Origin of the sequence: Citrobacter sp. 506, assembly GCF_050434985.1 — a bacterium.
Classification (GTDB): Bacteria; Pseudomonadota; Gammaproteobacteria; order Enterobacterales; family Enterobacteriaceae; genus Citrobacter; species Citrobacter braakii.
In genome coordinates this window covers 284,616-301,650 of the sequence record NZ_JBNDJN010000003.1, presented here as the reverse complement: position 1 = coordinate 301,650, position 17,035 = coordinate 284,616, and the positions used below count along the sequence as shown (strand labels likewise).

17 protein-coding genes and 3 tRNA genes are annotated in these 17,035 nt (G+C 52.9%); 7 read left to right on the top strand and 13 right to left on the bottom strand.

What is annotated here, in order from left to right; genetic code table 11:
- Nucleotides 1-15 precede the first annotated feature (15 nt).
- From deoD to deoC, 4 genes are all read right to left on the bottom strand, one after another.
- Nucleotides 16-735, bottom strand: a complete 720-nt coding sequence (gene deoD / locus ABIE10_RS14420; protein WP_000224864.1) for a purine-nucleoside phosphorylase — start codon at nucleotides 733-735, stop codon at nucleotides 16-18.
- 199 nt (nucleotides 736-934) lie between these two features.
- Nucleotides 935-2,158 (bottom strand): phosphopentomutase, encoded by a 1,224-nt coding sequence (gene deoB, locus ABIE10_RS14415; RefSeq protein WP_047500118.1) that lies wholly within the window; start codon nucleotides 2,156-2,158, stop codon nucleotides 935-937.
- Between the two features lie 50 nt (nucleotides 2,159-2,208).
- Nucleotides 2,209-3,531, bottom strand: a complete 1,323-nt coding sequence (gene deoA / locus ABIE10_RS14410; protein ID WP_016151609.1) for a thymidine phosphorylase — start codon at nucleotides 3,529-3,531, stop codon at nucleotides 2,209-2,211.
- A gap of 179 nt (nucleotides 3,532-3,710) precedes the next feature.
- Nucleotides 3,711-4,490, bottom strand: a complete 780-nt coding sequence (deoC, locus tag ABIE10_RS14405) for a deoxyribose-phosphate aldolase (protein WP_016155634.1) — start codon at nucleotides 4,488-4,490, stop codon at nucleotides 3,711-3,713.
- Nucleotides 4,491-4,751: 261 nt separating this feature from the next.
- Here deoC and ABIE10_RS14400 point away from each other — a divergent pair, with 261 nt between their 5' ends.
- Together ABIE10_RS14400 and ABIE10_RS14395 are read left to right on the top strand one after the other, a co-directional pair.
- Nucleotides 4,752-6,302, top strand: coding sequence for a YjjI family glycine radical enzyme (locus tag ABIE10_RS14400; protein WP_095715613.1), 1,551 nt, complete (start codon nucleotides 4,752-4,754; stop codon nucleotides 6,300-6,302).
- Nucleotides 6,274-7,137 carry a YjjW family glycine radical enzyme activase gene (locus ABIE10_RS14395; RefSeq protein WP_103766857.1) on the top strand — a complete coding sequence of 288 codons (864 nt, stop codon included), beginning with the start codon at nucleotides 6,274-6,276 and terminating at the stop codon, nucleotides 7,135-7,137. Before ABIE10_RS14400 ends, ABIE10_RS14395 begins: the two co-directional genes overlap by 29 nt.
- Before the next feature lie 32 nt (nucleotides 7,138-7,169).
- Here ABIE10_RS14395 and ABIE10_RS14390 read toward each other — a convergent pair whose 3' ends face one another.
- The 8 genes from ABIE10_RS14390 to holD all read right to left on the bottom strand — a co-directional run bounded on the left by ABIE10_RS14390 (nucleotide 7,170) and on the right by holD (nucleotide 13,679).
- On the bottom strand, nucleotides 7,170-7,946 hold the full coding sequence (locus ABIE10_RS14390) for a metal-dependent hydrolase (protein WP_216403933.1): 777 nt from the start codon (nucleotides 7,944-7,946) through the stop codon (nucleotides 7,170-7,172).
- On the bottom strand, nucleotides 7,943-9,016 hold the full coding sequence (locus ABIE10_RS14385; RefSeq protein ID WP_429156108.1) for a patatin-like phospholipase family protein: 1,074 nt from the start codon (nucleotides 9,014-9,016) through the stop codon (nucleotides 7,943-7,945). Before ABIE10_RS14385 ends, ABIE10_RS14390 begins: the two co-directional genes overlap by 4 nt.
- A gap of 245 nt (nucleotides 9,017-9,261) precedes the next feature.
- Entirely contained in the window at nucleotides 9,262-9,423 is a 162-nt protein-coding gene (locus ABIE10_RS14380) for a DUF1328 domain-containing protein (protein WP_003019081.1), read from the bottom strand.
- A 127-nt stretch (nucleotides 9,424-9,550) separates the two neighbouring features.
- Nucleotides 9,551-10,168 (bottom strand): molecular chaperone OsmY, encoded by a 618-nt coding sequence (osmY, locus tag ABIE10_RS14375; RefSeq protein ID WP_016151602.1) that lies wholly within the window; start codon nucleotides 10,166-10,168, stop codon nucleotides 9,551-9,553.
- A 305-nt stretch (nucleotides 10,169-10,473) separates the two neighbouring features.
- Nucleotides 10,474-12,063, bottom strand: coding sequence for a peptide chain release factor 3 (prfC, locus tag ABIE10_RS14370; protein ID WP_016151601.1), 1,590 nt, complete (start codon nucleotides 12,061-12,063; stop codon nucleotides 10,474-10,476).
- A 92-nt stretch (nucleotides 12,064-12,155) separates the two neighbouring features.
- Nucleotides 12,156-12,836, bottom strand: a complete 681-nt coding sequence (gene yjjG / locus ABIE10_RS14365; protein ID WP_016151600.1) for a pyrimidine 5'-nucleotidase — start codon at nucleotides 12,834-12,836, stop codon at nucleotides 12,156-12,158.
- 14 nt (nucleotides 12,837-12,850) lie between these two features.
- A complete protein-coding gene (rimI, locus tag ABIE10_RS14360) occupies nucleotides 12,851-13,297 on the bottom strand; it encodes a ribosomal protein S18-alanine N-acetyltransferase (RefSeq protein WP_005123887.1) in 447 nt (148 codons plus the stop codon).
- Nucleotides 13,266-13,679, bottom strand: coding sequence for a DNA polymerase III subunit psi (gene holD / locus ABIE10_RS14355; protein ID WP_003837254.1), 414 nt, complete (start codon nucleotides 13,677-13,679; stop codon nucleotides 13,266-13,268). The genes rimI and holD overlap by 32 nt, the downstream gene beginning before the upstream one ends.
- A 103-nt stretch (nucleotides 13,680-13,782) precedes the next feature.
- On the opposite strand from holD, the gene rsmC reads away from it, so the two are divergent.
- The 4 genes from rsmC (at nucleotide 13,783) to ABIE10_RS14335 (ending at nucleotide 15,338) form a co-directional block, all read left to right on the top strand.
- Entirely contained in the window at nucleotides 13,783-14,811 is a 1,029-nt protein-coding gene (gene rsmC / locus ABIE10_RS14350) for a 16S rRNA (guanine(1207)-N(2))-methyltransferase RsmC (protein WP_016151599.1), read from the top strand.
- Between the two features lie 209 nt (nucleotides 14,812-15,020).
- Nucleotides 15,021-15,107, top strand: a tRNA-Leu gene (locus ABIE10_RS14345).
- 28 nt (nucleotides 15,108-15,135) lie between these two features.
- Nucleotides 15,136-15,221 (top strand) — tRNA-Leu (locus ABIE10_RS14340).
- 31 nt (nucleotides 15,222-15,252) lie between these two features.
- Nucleotides 15,253-15,338, top strand: a tRNA-Leu gene (locus tag ABIE10_RS14335).
- 39 nt (nucleotides 15,339-15,377) lie between these two features.
- Here the strand turns inward: ABIE10_RS14335 and ABIE10_RS14330 are convergent.
- Nucleotides 15,378-15,653, bottom strand: a complete 276-nt coding sequence (locus ABIE10_RS14330) for a DUF1435 domain-containing protein (protein WP_019078313.1) — start codon at nucleotides 15,651-15,653, stop codon at nucleotides 15,378-15,380.
- A gap of 216 nt (nucleotides 15,654-15,869) precedes the next feature.
- On the opposite strand from ABIE10_RS14330, the gene ABIE10_RS14325 reads away from it, so the two are divergent.
- A complete protein-coding gene (locus tag ABIE10_RS14325) occupies nucleotides 15,870-16,946 on the top strand; it encodes a GGDEF domain-containing protein (RefSeq protein WP_016151597.1) in 1,077 nt (358 codons plus the stop codon).
- Nucleotides 16,947-17,035 lie beyond the last annotated feature (89 nt).

Sequence of the window (17,035 nt, the reverse complement as noted above, 5' to 3'; positions counted from 1 at the left end):
CGGGCATCACAACACTTACTCTTTATCGCCCAGCAGAACGGATTCCAGTGCGATTTTGATCATGTCGTTGAAGGTCGTCTGACGTTCAGCGGCAGTGGTCTGCTCGTGAGTACGGATATGGTCGGACACGGTGCAGATGGTCAGCGCTTTCGCACCAAACTCAGCCGCAACGCCGTAGATACCCGCCGCTTCCATTTCCACGCCCAGCACGCCGTATTTTTCCATTACGTCGAACATTTCGCCGTCCGGAGAGTAGAACAGGTCAGCGGAGAACAGGTTGCCCACGCGCGCGTCTACGCCCAGCGCTTTTGCCGCATCAACTGCGTTACGCACCATGTCGAAGTCAGCGATAGCTGCGAAGTCATGATCTTTAAAACGGATACGGTTTACTTTGGAGTCGGTGCAGGCGCCCATACCGATAACCACGTCACGCAGTTTAACGTCCATACGCACAGCGCCGCAGGAGCCTACGCGAATGATTTTCTTCACGCCAAAATCGGTGATCAGCTCTTTGGTGTAGATAGAGCAGGACGGGATACCCATCCCGTGCCCCATAACGGAGATCTTACGGCCTTTGTAAGTACCGGTGAAACCTAACATGCCGCGAACGTTGTTCACTTCACGAACATCTTCGAGGAAAGTTTCAGCAATATGCTTTGCGCGCAGCGGGTCGCCCGGCATCAATACGACGTCAGCGAAATCACCCATTTCTGCATTAATATGTGGAGTTGCCATCTTCAGTTCCCTTTTGATTTATTGTTTTTGTCGGGGGGGTAGCAATGCCTTACCCAACCGACAAAACGAATTCAAATACCCTAAGGATTTCGCGTTTTAGGAAGGCGACGAATTCGGAACCCCCGGGAACATAGATTACCTATGTGACCGGGGTGAGCGAATGAAGTCAACGCATCTACAGCGCGAAAGACAACGGGTATCACAGCATGTTTTTACCGTAGTCCATCGGCGATGTACCAAAGTAGCTCGCCAGCGTCTGGCCAATATCCGCGAAAGTTTCACGGTGACCTAAAGAACCTGGTTTCACTTTCGGGCCGTAAACCAGCACCGGAATGTGCTCACGGGTGTGGTCAGTGCCGGTCCAGCTCGGGTCACAGCCGTGGTCAGCAGTCAGGATCAGAATGTCATCTTCACCCACCAGTTCCATCAGTTCAGGTAAACGGCGGTCGAACAGTTCCAGACCTGCAGCGTAACCAGCGATATCGCGACGATGTCCCCAGGAAGAGTCGAAATCAACGAAGTTAGTGAAGACAATGGTCTTATCACCCGCTTCTTTCATCTCTTTGATGGTGGCGTCGAACAGCGCGTCCAGGCCGGTAGCTTTCACTTTTTTGGTGATGCCGCAGTTAGCGTAGATATCCGCGATTTTACCGACGGAAACCACGTGACCGTCTTTCTCGTCGACCAGTTTCTGCAGCACGGTCGGTGCTGGCGGCTCAACGGCCAGATCGTGACGGTTACCGGTACGCTGGAAATTACCCGCTTTATCACCGATAAACGGACGCGCGATAACACGACCGATGTTGTAACCACCTTCGGTCAGTTCTTCACGAGCGATTTCACACAGTTCGTAGAGTTTATCCAGGCCAAAAGTCTCTTCGTGACAGGCAATCTGGAACACGGAGTCTGCGGAAGTATAGAAAATCGGCTTGCCGGTTTTCATATGCTCTTCACCCAGTTGATCCAGGATCACGGTACCGGAAGAGTGGCAGTTGCCGAGGTAGCCCGGCAGGTTGGCACGTTTGACCAGTTTATCCAGCAGTTCCTGCGGGAAGCTGTTGTCATGATCGGAGAAATAACCCCAGTCAAACAGAACCGGAACACCCGCGATTTCCCAGTGGCCAGACGGCGTGTCTTTCCCGGAAGAGAGTTCATGCGCCCAGGCGTAGGCACCAATCACTTCCGAGTTACCGTCCATACCAGCAGCAATTTTACCGGTAGAACCTTCGTGAGCTTTCACCAGGCCCAGACGGGTCAGGTTAGGCAGATTCAGTGGACCTTTGCGACCCTTGTCAGCTTCGCCTTTCGCACAGGCTTCTGCAATGTGTCCCATAGTGTCTGAGCCTACGTCGCCAAAGCGATCCGCATCTTCAGTCGCACCAATACCAAAGGAGTCCAGCACCATAATAAATGCACGTTTCATCTTGTTCTCCAACATCTGCGCCGCAAAAAAGCGATCAGATCAGTATACAGTTATTCGGTAATACGACGATAGACTGTCGGTGTAATTTCTGGCGCTTTATCGTCAAGGCTAATTGCCGCTTTGACCGCTTTCGCCGCTTCCTGCCAGCTGGCTTCATCTTTGGCGTGGATCACCGCCAGCGGACGCTGTCCGTCTACGCTGTCGCCCAGACGCGCCATGTCGCTAAAGCCAACGCTGTAATCAATGGTGTCCGAAGCCTGACGACGACCGCCGCCCATGGAAACAACCGCCATTCCCAGCGCACGGGTATCCATAGCGCTGACAAAACCTTCGGTATCAGCATATACCGCTTTGCTGAGCATTGCCGTCGGCAGGTACTTCGCATAATTTTCGACGAAATCGGTCGGGCCTTTCTGCGCCGCAACCATGCGACCAAAAATCTCTGCCGCTTTGCCGTTATCCAGCACCGCCTGCAATTTCGCACGGGCTTCGGCATCGTCTTTCGCCAGATTGCCGGAGATCAGCATTTCCACGCACAGCGCCATCGTGACGTCTAACAGACGTGGATTGCGGTATTCACCTGTCAGGAACTGCACCGCTTCGCGGACTTCTACCGCGTTACCTGCGCTGGATGCCAGTACCTGGTTCATATCGGTTAACAGCGCGGTGGTACGTACACCCGCTCCGTTCGCCACGCCGACAATCGCTTCGGCAAGCGCTTCAGAAAGCTCATAGGTCGGCATAAAGGCGCCGCTGCCTACTTTCACATCCATCACCAGCGCATCCAGTCCTTCCGCCAGCTTTTTCGCCAGGATAGAGCCGGTAATCAGCGGGATGGAATCCACCGTCGCGGTAATATCGCGGGTGGCATAAAAACGTTTGTCCGCCGGTGCGAGCGAGCTGGTTTGCCCAATAATCGCCACACCCACGTCTTTAATAATTTCACGGAAACGCGCATCGTCCGGGAAGATGTCAAACCCTGGGATGGCTTCCAGTTTATCGAGCGTACCGCCGGTATGACCCAGACCACGTCCGGAGATCATCGGAATATAGCCGCCACATGCAGCGACCATCGGGCCTAACATCAGTGACGTTACGTCACCCACGCCGCCGGTAGAGTGTTTATCCACAATCGGGCCGTTCAGTTGCAGGCTTTTCCAGTCCAGCACGGTTCCTGAATCACGCATTGCCATGGTCAGCGAAACACGCTCAGGCATTGTCATATCGTGGAAGAAAATGGTCATCGCCAGGGCGGCGATTTGCCCTTCAGAGATGGTGTTGTCGCGAATCCCATTGATAAAGAAGCGAATCTCTTCATCGCTCAGCGCATGACCATCACGTTTTTTACGAATAATTTCTTGTGCGAGAAACATGGTAACCCCCGATAAATCAGGTTAAATGCAGCGGAAAACCCACTGCAATGAATGATTACTCTAAACAATTCGAGTCGCAGGAAGCGGCAAGGAAGCTCATCCCCAGGCGCTTACTACAGTAAGTGACTGGGGTGAGGGAGTGCAGCTAACGCACCTGCGGCTTGCAGTATGACGAGTAATTAGTAGCTGCTTGCGCTCTTACCATCGCCGTGACCCAGCGCTTTCAGCAAGCTCGCCAGCAGGCTGGATGCGCCAAAACGATAGTGACGGGAATCGGCCCAGTCAGCGCCAAACAGTTCGTCAGCAATCGCCAGGAACTGCTGTGCATCTTCTGCGGTACGCACGCCGCCTGCCGGTTTGAAACCTACAGTTTTAGAAACGCCCATGTCGCGGATCACTTCCATCATGATGCGTGCGCTTTCCGGCGTCGCATTTACCGGCACTTTACCGGTAGAGGTTTTGATGAAATCAGCACCCGCTTTGATGGAGATTTCAGACGCTTTACGGATAAGACTCTCTTCTTTCAGCTCACCGGTTTCGATGATCACTTTCAGCAGCACGTTTGCCGCCGCACACGCATCTTTACATGCTTTAACCAGATCAAAACCAACCTGCTCGTTACCGGCGATCAGGGCACGGTAAGGGAACACCACGTCAACTTCATCTGCGCCGTAGGCAATCGCCGCGCGGGTTTCAGCCAGCGCAATCTCGATGTCGTCGTTGCCGTGCGGGAAGTTGGTCACGGTTGCAATACGGATGTCCGGAGTGCCTTGCTCTTTCAGCGTCTTACGCGCGATAGGGATGAAACGCGGATAGATGCAAATAGCGGCAGTGTTGCCTACCGGGGTCTTCGCCTGATGACACAGCGCGATCACTTTTTCATTGGTGTCGTCGTCATTCAGGGTGGTCAGGTCCATCAGTTTCAGTGCACGCAGGCTGCTTGCTGTTAAATCGGTCATAACATTCTCCAACGGCATCGCCGTATAAAATTTCACCTTGCGAGTTTGTTAGTATTCTAACATCCGCTCGCTATTACACTTCGATATACATCACAGTTAATGAAAACCACATACAGATTTGCATTACTCTAATGAGATCTACTTCAAATAAATCACCTTTCAAGAAGGGATGCGGTGGCATCAGGCGCATCCGGATCAAAGGTTGTGGCGGCGTTGCTTTCTACAATGGCGTTACACCTTCGGGATAAAAAGGAATCAACGATGCCCACTTCAAGCGAACTCGCGCTGCAACAGCGTTGCCAACAAATCGTGACCAGTCCGGTGCTCAGCCCTGAGCAGAAACGCCACTTCCTGGCGCTGGAGGCTGAAAACGCGCTGCCTTACCCGCAACTACCTGCTGAGGCTCGCCAGGCGCTGGATGACGGGGTGATCTGCGATATGTATGAAGGTCATGCCCCGTTCAAACCGCGCTATGTTTTACCCGACTACGCGCGTTTTCTGGCCAACGGTTCCTCATGGCTGGAACTGGAAGGAGCCAGGGATCTTGATGACGCGTTATCCTTACTCACCATCCTGTATCACCACGTTCCGTCAGTCACCTCGATGCCGGTCTATCTCGGCCAGCTCGACGTTCTGTTGCAACCGTATGTTAGAATTCTAACACAAGATGAGATCGATATTCGAATAAAACGTTTCTGGCGTTATCTCGACAGAACCCTGCCAGACGCATTTATGCATGCCAATATCGGCCCCGCTGATACGCCTGTCACCCGTGCAATTTTACGCGCAGACGCAGAGTTAAAGCAGGTTTCGCCTAATCTGACGTTCATTTATGATCCGCAAATTACACCTGACGACCTGCTGCTCAACGTGGCGAAAAATATCTGCGAGTGCAGTAAGCCGCACATTTCCAACGGCCCCGAAAATGATAAAATTTTCACAAAAGGTCAGTATGGCGTCGTCAGCTGTTACAACTCGTTGCCGCTCGCCGGGGGTGGAAGCACGCTGGTCAGGCTCAATCTGAAAGCCATCGCAGAGCGCAGCACCTCTGTCGATGACTTCTTTACGCGCACCCTACCGCACTATTGCCAGCAGCAAATCGCCATCATTGATTCACGATGTGAATTCCTCTATGAAAAATCACATTTCTTTGAGAATAGCTTCCTGGTGCAGGAAGGGTTGATTGATCCCGAACGTTTTGTCCCTATGTTCGGCATGTATGGCCTGGCGGAGGCGGTGAATCTGCTGTGCGATAAGGCGGGGCAGAATGCTCGCTACGGAAAAGACGAGGTCGCCAATCAGCTCGGCTATCGCATCAGCGCCCAACTGGCGGAGTTTGTAGAAAGTACCCCGGTGAAATTTGGCTGGAAGCAGCGCGCAATGCTGCACGCACAGTCAGGGATCAGTTCTGACATCGGCACCACGCCGGGCGCGCGTCTGCCCTACGGCGATGAGCCGGATCCGATCACTCACCTGCAAACCGTCGCACCGCATCATGCGTATTATCACGCTGGGATCAGCGACATTCTCACGCTGGATGAAACCATCAAGCGCAATCCTCAGGCGCTGGTGCAATTGTGCCTCGGGGCGTTTAAAGCTGGGATGCGTGAGTTTACTGCCAACGTGAGTGGTAACGATCTGGTCCGCGTCACCGGCTATATGGTACGCCTGTCGGATCTGGAAAAATATCGCGCCGAAGGTTCACGCACCAACACCACCTGGCTGGGCGAAGAAGCCGCGCGCAATACGCGCATTCTGGAACGACAACCTCGCGTGATTAGCCATGAACAGCAGATGCGCTTCAGTAAGTAAGATCATTCCTTTCTCCTGCGTCGACGGGCCGGGCAGTCGCCTGGCTCTGTTTCTGCAAGGATGTAACCTGCGCTGTAAAAATTGCCACAATCCGTGGACGATGGGACGCTGCAACGACTGCGGGGAATGTGTCCTGCATTGCCCGCATGAAGCGCTGAGCCTGAGTGCGGGGAAAGTGAGATGGCAATCCGACGTATGTCAGCAGTGCGATACCTGCCTGCACATGTGCCCACAGCAGGCCACGCCGATGGCGCAAACCCTGAGCGTTGATGAAGTGCTGCAGCATATTCGCAAGGCGGTGCTGTTTATTGAAGGAATTACGGTCAGCGGCGGCGAAGCGACCACCCAGTTGCCGTTTATCGTGGCGCTGTTTAACGCGATCAAAACCGATCCGCAGTTGCAACACCTGACCTGCATGGTAGACAGCAACGGCATGCTGAGCGAAACCGGCTGGCAAAAACTACTGCCGGTATGCGACGGCGTAATGCTCGATTTAAAAGCCTGGGATAGCGCGTGTCATCGACAGTTGACTGGCCGCGATAACACGCTGATTAAACAAAGCATTACCTTTTTGTCTGGGCAGGGAAAACTTGCGGAACTGCGCCTGCTGGTTATTCCTGACCACGTGGATTATCTACAGCATATCGATGCGCTGGCGGCGTTTATCAAACGTTCAGGTGATGTTCCGGTGCGGCTAAATGCCTTTCATGCGCACGGGGTGTACGGCGAAGCGAAGGACTGGCCGAGCGCCACGCCTGAGGATGTGGAGCAACTGGCGCAAGGATTGCGCGAGCGCGGAGTGGATAATTTGATCTTCCCGGCGCTGTACCTGTAATTGCCGGATGCGACGTATCCGTCGTCCGGCAATTAAAAATCAAATAACGCCGTCGTATTGCGATACAGCGCATCAGCGATAACATCCGCAGGTTCCAGGCGCAGCTCGCAGAGGACATTAAAGACTCTGACCACCTGCTCCGGGCGATTGGGCTGTCCCTGAAAGCCGTTGAGCGGCATATCCGGCGCGTCAGTTTCCAGCAGCAGTGAGTCCAGCGGCAGTTGCGCCATTACCTCGCGGGTTTTACTAGCGCGCGGATAGGTAATGGTGCCGCCCACGCCAATTTTGTAGCCCAGTTGCACAAAACGTTCGGCCTGCTGCACGCTCCCGGAAAATCCATGCACCACGCCGGTTCGCGGTAAAGCATGGCGTTTCAGGTACATCGCCAGCTTGTCATGAGTGCGCCGCGAATGCAGGATCACCGGCAGTTCGTAACGCTTCGCCAGCTTAAGCTGCGCTTCCAGCAGCCGCTCTTGCTTATCGAATTGCGGATCGTCCCGATAAAGATCCAGCCCAATCTCGCCTACCGCCACCAGCTTTTGCGGGCGCTTATCCAGCGCCTGCTGCAACTGCTCCAGACAGTCATCGCTATGTTGTTCAATAACAATGGGGTGCAGCCCCAGGGCGGCAAACAATGGAGGGTAATTTTCCGCTAACGCCAGTACACGGGAAAAATTTGCCGCCTGGGTGGCCGGAACGATAATGCTTTGCACGCCGACGTCAGCCGCGCCCTGAATACTGGCAGATTCATCGCCCGTAAACGGCGGAAAATCAAAGTGACAATGCGTATCAATAAAACGATAACTCACGCCAAATCCTCATTATTAAACGTCGTGTCGTTAGCCTGAGGCGCATTGGTCACCACGGGGGCGTGAGCGTCGTTAGCCACCGGCGCAGGTGGAACCACGACCGGTCCCGGCACCACAATCTTCGGCGTCTGACGAGGCAGCGGCGCATTTTTCGCCAGCAGCTTGCCGACGGTTGCCAGGAAGTAACGACCACACAGGCGTCCGGTCTTGTAATCTTCCCGCAGCGCCGGAATACGGCTTCCTAATGCCATGCTATGGAGCGGTTTGGGCGGGTAGATCTCAAAGATACGCAGCTTGCCCGGCGGTTTCTCAATAAAACTCTGAATCGCGCGATAGCTGGCTTCATGGTGCTGGACCAGATTCAGCAGCGGTTGCAGGCTGCTTTCGCCCAGCCAGCGTTCCATACGCTTGAACCACTGCGGGGTGTAATACATTTGCGAAGGCACGGTGCGGATAACCACCAGCGTTTTTGCCCCCTGCTTCGCCGCTTCCTGCACGGGAATGGCGTCGCTGACTCCCCCATCGAGATAATTCACACCATCCAGCGCAACCCCTGCGCGGTAGAACCCTGGAATCGCGCTGGAGGCACGAATAAGATCGAGCCAGTTTTGCCGGTTCGGCGAAAAATAGCCTGGCGTGTAGTCATCGCCCCGACAGGCGCACATATAAAACGATTTCCCTGCGGCAAACAGGCGCTCGGCGTTATCCATCGCCAGCGGGATCTGGGACGCGGTCGAATCCACCAGCCAATCGAGATCGATTAAATTTCCCCCGCGCACAAAGCGCACCGGGTCAAAAAATTCACGTCGGGTAGTGTAACGCATGATGACTTTACGGCCGTAACCCGGCTGGTTACAAAGATAGGCTGAAAGGTTTTGCGCGCCAGCGGATGTCCCGTAGAAGAGATCAAAAGGGTTGAACTGCGCGCGCATGAATTCATCCAGTACGCCAGCGGTGAAGATGCCTCTTTGTCCGCCGCCCTCACACACCAGCGCCATACTGCCTGGTTGAAACGGACGTAACGATAACGGCGCAATATTACCGAGCGTGACGGGTATTCTCTGCCCCACCTCTGCCTTCCTGTTGTTTTTGTAATAGAACAACAAAGTAACGCAAATTGCCTGATGCTAAAACCGTAAAAGCCAGTCCGGTGGACTGGCTTAGTAGCAAGTTATCTTTACGGTTAATCCCCAAAATAATTCGAGTCACAAGAAGGCGGCAAGGGCGTGAATCCCGATCTGCTTACTCTGGTAAGTGATACGGGCGAGCACGCGTAGCCAGCGCACCTTTAACTTGAAGAATAAAGGGGATGTCGCTAGGGCCGTTTACGACCTGTAAACAGGCTGACCAGAAACAGAATGATCCCCACCACAAAAACAATTTTCGCTGCGCCAGCAGCGGTACCCGCCAGTCCACCAAAACCCAGTGCAGCGGCAATTAACGCGATAACCAGAAATATGATGCCCCATCGAAACATGCGCTTCTCCTTTACCATAGTTAATGTCACCGCTTGATATGAGCACTCAGGCTGCCCATCGGCGATATTTTCAGTGTGGTGCACAACACGCCTCCCGACAAACGTCGGGAGGACGAATTAAGTCTAATTAGTGAGTTTTAAGATCGTTTTTGACGCTTTTCACGCCATCAATCGCTTTGGCGATGCTCTCAGCGCGATCGCTTTGAGCCTGTGATTCAACGGTTCCTGAAAGCTGTACCACGCCATCGGTGGTTTCAACTTTCACTTTGCGGGAAGGGACAATATCATCGGCCAGCAGCTTGGCTTTTACCTCACTGGTGATTGCCGTATCGCCCGCATAGCCTTTTACAGAAGTGTCTTTGCTATCACGTACGTGCAGTTTGTCGCTAACGGAGGTCACACCCTCAACGCCTTTGGCGACTTTAACGGCCTCTTCGGCCTGTGCCTGGCTTTCAACAAACCCGCTTAGCGTCACCACCTTCTGGTCGGTTTTAACGGAAATGTCGGTGCTCTTAATGCTATCGTGATCCACCAGCGCGGCTTTTACTTTCGCAGTGATGGTGCTGTCATCCATGAAATTACCGACTTTGTTCATGGAGCTATCGACTTTCTGCCCCGCACTTTCGACGCCGGATTGCGTTTTATCCGTCGTGGAGTTTTCTGCATAAGCAGAACCCGTTGCAACAGCGGAGGTCAGCATCACGGCCAGCAGCGTTTTAGAAATCTTAAGTCCTGTCATTGTCATCGATGTATTCCTGTATGTTTGCTAAAAGCTGCGCTCTGCCGTAAACGGCTTGAGCCAGCAACTAATCTTGTAAGTGGAATAAATATCAGCAATAGAAGCTGCAACAGGCAGCCTAAAAAGCATTTAACGCCGACATTTATGTCATCACATTGTTAAATATAGTTCAGGATTTCGTGATCGCAGTCCAGATTGACTAAAAAACGTGCAAACAAAAGAAAAACGAGAGGTTTTAAGAACATTCCGCAAGGGATTTAAAAGACAGGAAAAGTTGTAGGGCACGGCGGATACCGTGCCCTGAAGGTCGATTAGTGTTCGCGCGTTTTGCGGAACTGAACGTCAGGGTAACGTTCCTGGGTGAGATTCAGGTTAACCATGGTCGGCGCGATATAAGTGAGGTTATCGCCGCCATCCAGCGCCAGCTGAATTTCGTTTTTACGCTTGAATTCTTCGAATTTCTTGACGTCAGAACACTCTACCCAGCGTGCTGTCGCTACGTTGACCGACTCATAAATCGCTTCAACGTTGTATTCGCTCTTCAGGCGTGAAACCACCACGTCGAACTGCAGCACACCAACAGCGCCCACGATCAGATCGTTATTAGCGATCGGACGGAAAACCTGCACTGCGCCCTCTTCGGACAGCTGAACCAGCCCTTTCAGCAGCTGTTTCTGCTTCAACGGATCCTTCAGACGAATGCGACGGAACAGCTCCGGCGCGAAGTTCGGAATACCGGTGAACTTCATCATTTCGCCTTGGGTAAAGGTATCGCCAATCTGGATAGTGCCATGGTTGTGCAGACCCAGAATATCGCCCGGATACGCTTCTTCCACGTGAGAACGGTCACCGGCCATAAAAGTCAGCGCATCGGAGATAACCACGTCTTTACCAATGCGCACCTGGCGCATTTTCATACCTTTCTCGTACTTGCCGGACACCACGCGCATAAACGCCACGCGGTCACGGTGTTTCGGGTCCATGTTGGCCTGAATTTTAAACACGAAGCCGGTGAACTTTTCTTCTGAGGCTTCAACGACGCGGGTGTCGGTTTTACGCGGCATCGGCGCAGGCGCCCACTCCACTAAGCCATCCAGCATATGATCAACGCCGAAGTTACCGAGCGCGGTACCGAAGAATACCGGGGTGATTTCGCCCGCGAGGAACAGCTCATGGTCGAACTCGTTAGACGCGCCCTGCACCAGCTCCAGCTCGTCGCGCAGCTGCTGCGCCAGGTCTTCCCCCACGGCGGCATCGAGTTCCGGGTTGTTCAGACCTTTAACAATGCGCACTTCCTGAATGGTGTGCCCTTTACCCGTCTGGTACAGGTAAGTTTCGTCTTTATATAGGTGATAGACGCCTTTGAACAACTTACCGCAGCCAATCGGCCAGGTGATCGGCGCACAGCCGATTTTCAGTTCATTCTCGACTTCATCCAGCAGCTCCATCGGATCGCGGATGTCACGGTCGAGTTTGTTCATAAAGGTCAGGATCGGGGTATCACGCAGACGGGTAACTTCCATCAGCTTACGGGTCCGGTCTTCAACACCTTTTGCGGCGTCGATGACCATCAGGCAGCAGTCCACCGCCGTCAGAGTACGGTATGTATCTTCAGAGAAGTCTTCGTGCCCTGGGGTGTCCAGCAGGTTTACCAGGCAGTCATGATATGGAAACTGCATCACAGAGGTGGTAATGGAGATACCACGCTGTTTTTCCATTTCCATCCAGTCAGATTTCGCATGCTGGCTGGAGCCACGGCCTTTTACCGTACCGGCGGTCTGAATCGCCTGTCCGAATAACAGTACCTTTTCAGTAATTGTCGTTTTACCGGCATCCGGGTGAGAAATAATGGCAAAAGTGCGGCGTTTGGCCACCTCTTGCAAATAAGGAGACAACGTCATAGTCAAATCTTCTTAGGTAAGCACGGCAACAGGCCGTGCAAGTTGAATACGAAAAATTGCGGCTATTTTACCCATCAACGGGGGGGAGGCAATCAGTGTTTACACAGGAGCCGCTCCAGTTCACTTAATGACGCCACGGTCCAGGTCGGCTGAATGCCCGCTGGCTGCTCGCGGTGGTGCGTATTTAGCCAGCAGGTGGATAGCCCGGCGTTAATGCCGCCAAGAATATCGGACTCTGCGGTGTCGCCCACCATCAGTACGCGAGAACGCTCAGGATTGCCCGCCTGCTCCAGCGCATGGTCAAAAATACGGGGATCGGGTTTTGCCACGCCAACCTGCTCAGAAATCACCAGCAGGTCGAAATAGTCGCGCAGCCCCGTCCGCTCAAGGCGGATTTGCTGCAACGCCGTAAAGCCGTTAGTAATAATACCGATTTTTGTTTTATCACGAATCGCATTGAGCAGAGAAACCGCCCCTGGCAACGGCGAGCAAATCTCCGCCATCGCATTGATAAAGGCGTCATTAAGCTGGCCTGGCTCAACCTTCAGGCGTTCAGCCCAGCTCTGAAAACGAGCGTGCTGGAGTTGTAATGAGGTTATCGCACCGTTTTGATAATCCACCCACAGCGGTTTATTTACGGCCTGGTAGTCCTGAAAATCTTCAGCGGTAAAGGTAATGCTATAGTCGAGAAACATCCGCTGTAAGCCGGTAAACGAGTCAAACGTAAACAGCGTTTCGTCGGCATCAAAGAAAATCCAGTCCCACTTCTTCATCATTACACCTTGTCTTACATGCTGATTGGCAATGCCATTATAATGGCGTCTTCATGACCATCGGCCGTCGGATAGTAATTGCGCCGGATCGTCGCCTCGTTAAAGCCCAGGCTTTCGTACAGCGCGATAGCGGCAGCATTTGAGGCGCGCACTTCAAGCCACAGTGTCAAAATGCCACGCTTTTCCAGCTCATCGATCAGGTATTCCAGTAGCTCACGCCCCAGGCCCCGGCGCTGAAAGTCAGGATCGACGGCAATATTGAACAGCGTAGCTTCATCCAGCACGACCTGTGTAATCGCAAAGGCGGCCATTACGTCGTCAACCCTCAACTGAAAATTGAGGTAGCGATCGCCCTGGTTGCTGGCAAATGTTTTTTCACTCCACGGAAAAGCGTGGGCGCGTTTTTCAATCTGAAATGCTGCAGGTAAATCAGTCGGTTCGAGGGAAGAAATCGTGTTCATATGCGCAGATTTGTTGCCATAACGCGGCGCGGGCCGCGGGGTTTTCCCGTAATTCATTAAACGCAGGACTCTCGACCTGAGCGCCCTCCAGCAGCAGCGGCTCTTCGGTTCCCAGCCGCCAGCTATTACAGCGACTGCCCTGCGGCAGCATGGCGACACGGTCAGGCGTCAGTTGTAAAACCTGATCCGGGCTGACGGTTAATGCGCGTAAAATATCGCTCATCAACGGTTCAGTTAGTGCGGGTAATTGTGCAGCAACCATCACCAAACGGACGTGCGCAGGAATTGAAATCGCGATCTCGCCCTGCAGTGCGCCGGGACGACGCAATGACCACTGCGTAATGCCCAGTTGCTGTAACTGCCAGTCTCGTCGGGATGTCATAGCGAAACACTCCTGTCTATCAGGGGCGCAAATATAGCAAATTTGTCGAATCCGTGCCATCAAACAACTATAATCCCCCGCTGTACAATTTAAGGAGCACTCCATGTCTGCTTTTACCCCGGCAAGTGAAGTCTTGCTGCGCCACAGTGATGATTTCGAACAAAGCCGTATTCTGTTTGCCGGTGATTTGCAGGATGACCTGCCTGCCCATTTTGAATGCGCCGCCAGCCGTGCGCACACTCAGCAGCTTCACCACTGGCAGGTGCTTAACCGCCAGATGGGTGACAACGTTCGCTTTAGCCTCGTCGCGCAGGCCGATGACGTTGCCGATAGCGATACGCTGATCTACTACTGGCCGAAGAATAAGCCGGAAGCCCAGTTCCAGTTGATGAACATTCTGTCGCTGTTACCGGTGGGCACCGATATTTTTGTTGTTGGTGAGAACCGCAGCGGCGTTCGTAGCGCAGAGCAGATGCTGGCCGAATACGCGCCGCTGAACAAAGTCGACAGCGCGCGTCGCTGTGGCCTGTACCATGGTCGTCTGGAAAAACAGCCGGTCTTTGATGCAGAAAAATACTGGGATGAATACCAGACCGAAAATCTGACCATCAAAACGCTGCCGGGCGTATTCAGCCGTGACGGCCTGGATGTTGGCAGCCAACTGCTGCTCTCCACGCTGACGCCGCACACCAAAGGCAAAGTTTTGGATGTCGGCTGCGGTGCAGGTGTACTCTCCGTCGCCTTAGCCAGCCACTCGCCAAAAGTGCGCTTAACCCTGTGCGATGTTAGTGCCGCCGCCGTTGAAGCCAGCCGCGCAACGCTTGCTGCCAACGGTATTGAAGGAGACGTAATCGCCAGTAACGTCTTTTCTGACGTGACGGGTCGCTTTGATATGATCATCTCCAACCCACCGTTCCACGATGGGATGCAGACCAGCCTCGATGCCGCGCAAACGCTGATTCGCGGCGCAGTGCGCCACCTCAACAGCGGCGGTGAACTGCGTATCGTGGCGAACGCCTTCCTGCCTTATCCGAAGGTACTGGATGAAGTGTTTGGCTTCCACGAAGTTATCGCGCAGACCGGTCGCTTCAAGGTCTATCGCACCATCATGACGCGTCAGGCGAAGAAGTAGAACGGCCATCCCATGCCGGATAAGGTGCCTGCACCGCCATCCGGCAGGGTTTGCGAAATGCGGGGTGGCACTTCGTTTACACGGCCTGCGTTTAGCGCCCATTTTTACATCAATTAAGCGCGTCCTGGGCAATTAACTATTGACGAAAAGTTGAAAACCACTAGAATGCGCCTCCGTGGTAACGATACTTTTTTGAGTGTCGATGGTATGCGAAGGTGGCGGAATTGGTAGACGCGCTAGCTTCAGGTGTTAGTGTCCTTTCGGACGTGGGGGTTCAAGTCCCCCCCCTCGCACCATAATCCACGTTGATATTGCTCGCACTGGGCGAAGGTGGCGGAATTGGTAGACGCGCTAGCTTCAGGTGTTAGTGTCCTTAGGATGTGGGGGTTCGAGTCCCCCCCCTCGCACCAACGAGGCGATATCAAAAAATAAGATGACTGTGCGAAGGTGGCGGAATTGGTAGACGCGCTAGCTTCAGGTGTTAGTGTCCTTAGGATGTGGGGGTTCGAGTCCCCCCCCTCGCACCAATTATCTTATTTCCCTCTCGATTTTCTTCCCTGTTTTGTTCATCCCTGATTCCCGTTCATCATCACCAGAACAATGCCGCCGATCAGCGCCGCACATGAAGGCAACAGGACAAAATGCCGCAAACGCTTGTGGTACAGCATGAGTGAAGTCAACAGTAATCCTAATACAATCATCGCCTTCCATACGTAGACCGACAGGTCGCTAAATGCCATCCCGGCAATCAGTATTCCCGGCAGCAGAACACCCCATCCACTGCCCAGCGTACGTTGCAACATGGTACCACCTATGACATTGATAATGATAACCAATATCATATGATAAATTTTCTCATTTGTCAGCTGGGAGGCACTATCAATTATATGAGTTTTACTTAACGATTGATGACATGAATAATTTAAGGTGATAAATTGCTCGCCGGCTAGCTTTTCAACTAAAAACAATAAAAACCTCTGCGAATGATACCCCGTTCGTTATTTGTTTTATTTACCAACACACCTTCGTACATTGCAGATAACTAACAATATTTACCTATGACAGTACAATCCTGGCGAGCTCTGCGCACCAAAAAATACCAACTCTCTTTACGATTGTTTCTGCTACTCAACGCAGTCTCCGCGTTGTTTACGCTTTTTTTTCCCCTGTTTGCCGTCAAAGCGTTGTCAGTACCGGCATTGCTGATTCTCGTGATGAGTACATTGTTGCTGGCATGGCATAGGAAATATGTGGATAAAAGAATTAATCTTCCTTTTATTTCAATCGTTTTTGGTTTGCTATGGGCATTACATATTTTCCTGAAATATAACGCACTGGGTCATAATGATTATTATTTTCTATTAATCGCGCTTCTCAGCGTGCTGTTTATTGGATCTATCGCTTTTGCCAATAATATCATCGCGTTTACGCTTCACTCATTGCCTTCCGTCGCCGTCTGTTTATGGCTGAATGGCAGCGAGCATGGTTTGCGAATTATCTATTTTATGGCGCTGCCCATGGCCGGGATCGCCATCCAGCATGTGATACAAAAGCGCTACGATGGCTTCGCCCAGCAGCTGATGTATAAACTGCTGGAAGAACGGGAAACCCTGAACGGGCTCAGCATGCTCGACCCGCTAACCGGTTTGTACAATCGTCGGGGGCTGCAACACCGACTCGATACGCTGTTGGCCTTGAGCAACGCGAAGCACTACGTCTTGCTGCTGGATATCGACCATTTCAAAGCCTATAACGATCACTACGGTCATATGATGGGAGATCAGGCGCTGATCCGCGTCTCTGCCGCGATTCGTGACTCCGTGCGCTCCCGGGACGTGGTGGCGCGCTTTGGTGGGGAAGAGTTTATGGTTTTGCTGACCGCGGTCGATCCCCAGCAGGCCCAGGCTGCCGCCGAACGTATTCGCCAGAAGGTGTACGACCTTAAAATTCCTCACATGTTTAACGAGAGCGTGGCAACCAACGTAACCGTGAGTATTGGTATTGCGCCTCTGGTCGAGCAGGATATTGATGCCGCTGTTGCCCGAGCGGATAAAGCCCTTTATGAGGCCAAGAGCCTTGGGCGCAACAGTACGCTGGTCAGCGATGACCTGCGGGTAAACTGCCCTTCTGCCTGAGCTATCTGTGCGGTGTCACTCGGGATGGCGACAAAGATCTTGCCATCGCTCAATGTCAATTATAGGATTAGCAATCATTATCATTAAGA

Bases quoted from the DNA above. Each gene is read 5' to 3' on its own strand.
- deoD (WP_000224864.1), bottom strand. From the start codon at position 735: ATGGCAACTCCACATATTAATGCAGAAATGGGTGATTTCGCTGACGTC.
- deoB (WP_047500118.1), bottom strand. From the start codon at position 2,158: ATGAAACGTGCATTTATTATGGTGCTGGACTCCTTTGGTATTGGTGCG.
- deoA (WP_016151609.1), bottom strand. From the start codon at position 3,531: ATGTTTCTCGCACAAGAAATTATTCGTAAAAAACGTGATGGTCATGCG.
- deoC (WP_016155634.1), bottom strand. From the start codon at position 4,490: ATGACCGATTTAACAGCAAGCAGCCTGCGTGCACTGAAACTGATGGAC.
- ABIE10_RS14400 (WP_095715613.1), top strand. From the start codon at position 4,752: ATGCCCACTTCAAGCGAACTCGCGCTGCAACAGCGTTGCCAACAAATC.
- ABIE10_RS14395 (WP_103766857.1), top strand. From the start codon at position 6,274: ATGAACAGCAGATGCGCTTCAGTAAGTAAGATCATTCCTTTCTCCTGC.
- ABIE10_RS14380 (WP_003019081.1), bottom strand. From the start codon at position 9,423: ATGTTTCGATGGGGCATCATATTTCTGGTTATCGCGTTAATTGCCGCT.
- osmY (WP_016151602.1), bottom strand. From the start codon at position 10,168: ATGACAATGACAGGACTTAAGATTTCTAAAACGCTGCTGGCCGTGATG.
- prfC (WP_016151601.1), bottom strand. From the start codon at position 12,063: ATGACGTTGTCTCCTTATTTGCAAGAGGTGGCCAAACGCCGCACTTTT.
- yjjG (WP_016151600.1), bottom strand. From the start codon at position 12,836: ATGAAGAAGTGGGACTGGATTTTCTTTGATGCCGACGAAACGCTGTTT.
- rimI (WP_005123887.1), bottom strand. From the start codon at position 13,297: ATGAACACGATTTCTTCCCTCGAACCGACTGATTTACCTGCAGCATTT.
- holD (WP_003837254.1), bottom strand. From the start codon at position 13,679: ATGACATCCCGACGAGACTGGCAGTTACAGCAACTGGGCATTACGCAG.
- rsmC (WP_016151599.1), top strand. From the start codon at position 13,783: ATGTCTGCTTTTACCCCGGCAAGTGAAGTCTTGCTGCGCCACAGTGAT.
- ABIE10_RS14330 (WP_019078313.1), bottom strand. From the start codon at position 15,653: ATGATATTGGTTATCATTATCAATGTCATAGGTGGTACCATGTTGCAA.
- ABIE10_RS14325 (WP_016151597.1), top strand. From the start codon at position 15,870: ATGACAGTACAATCCTGGCGAGCTCTGCGCACCAAAAAATACCAACTC.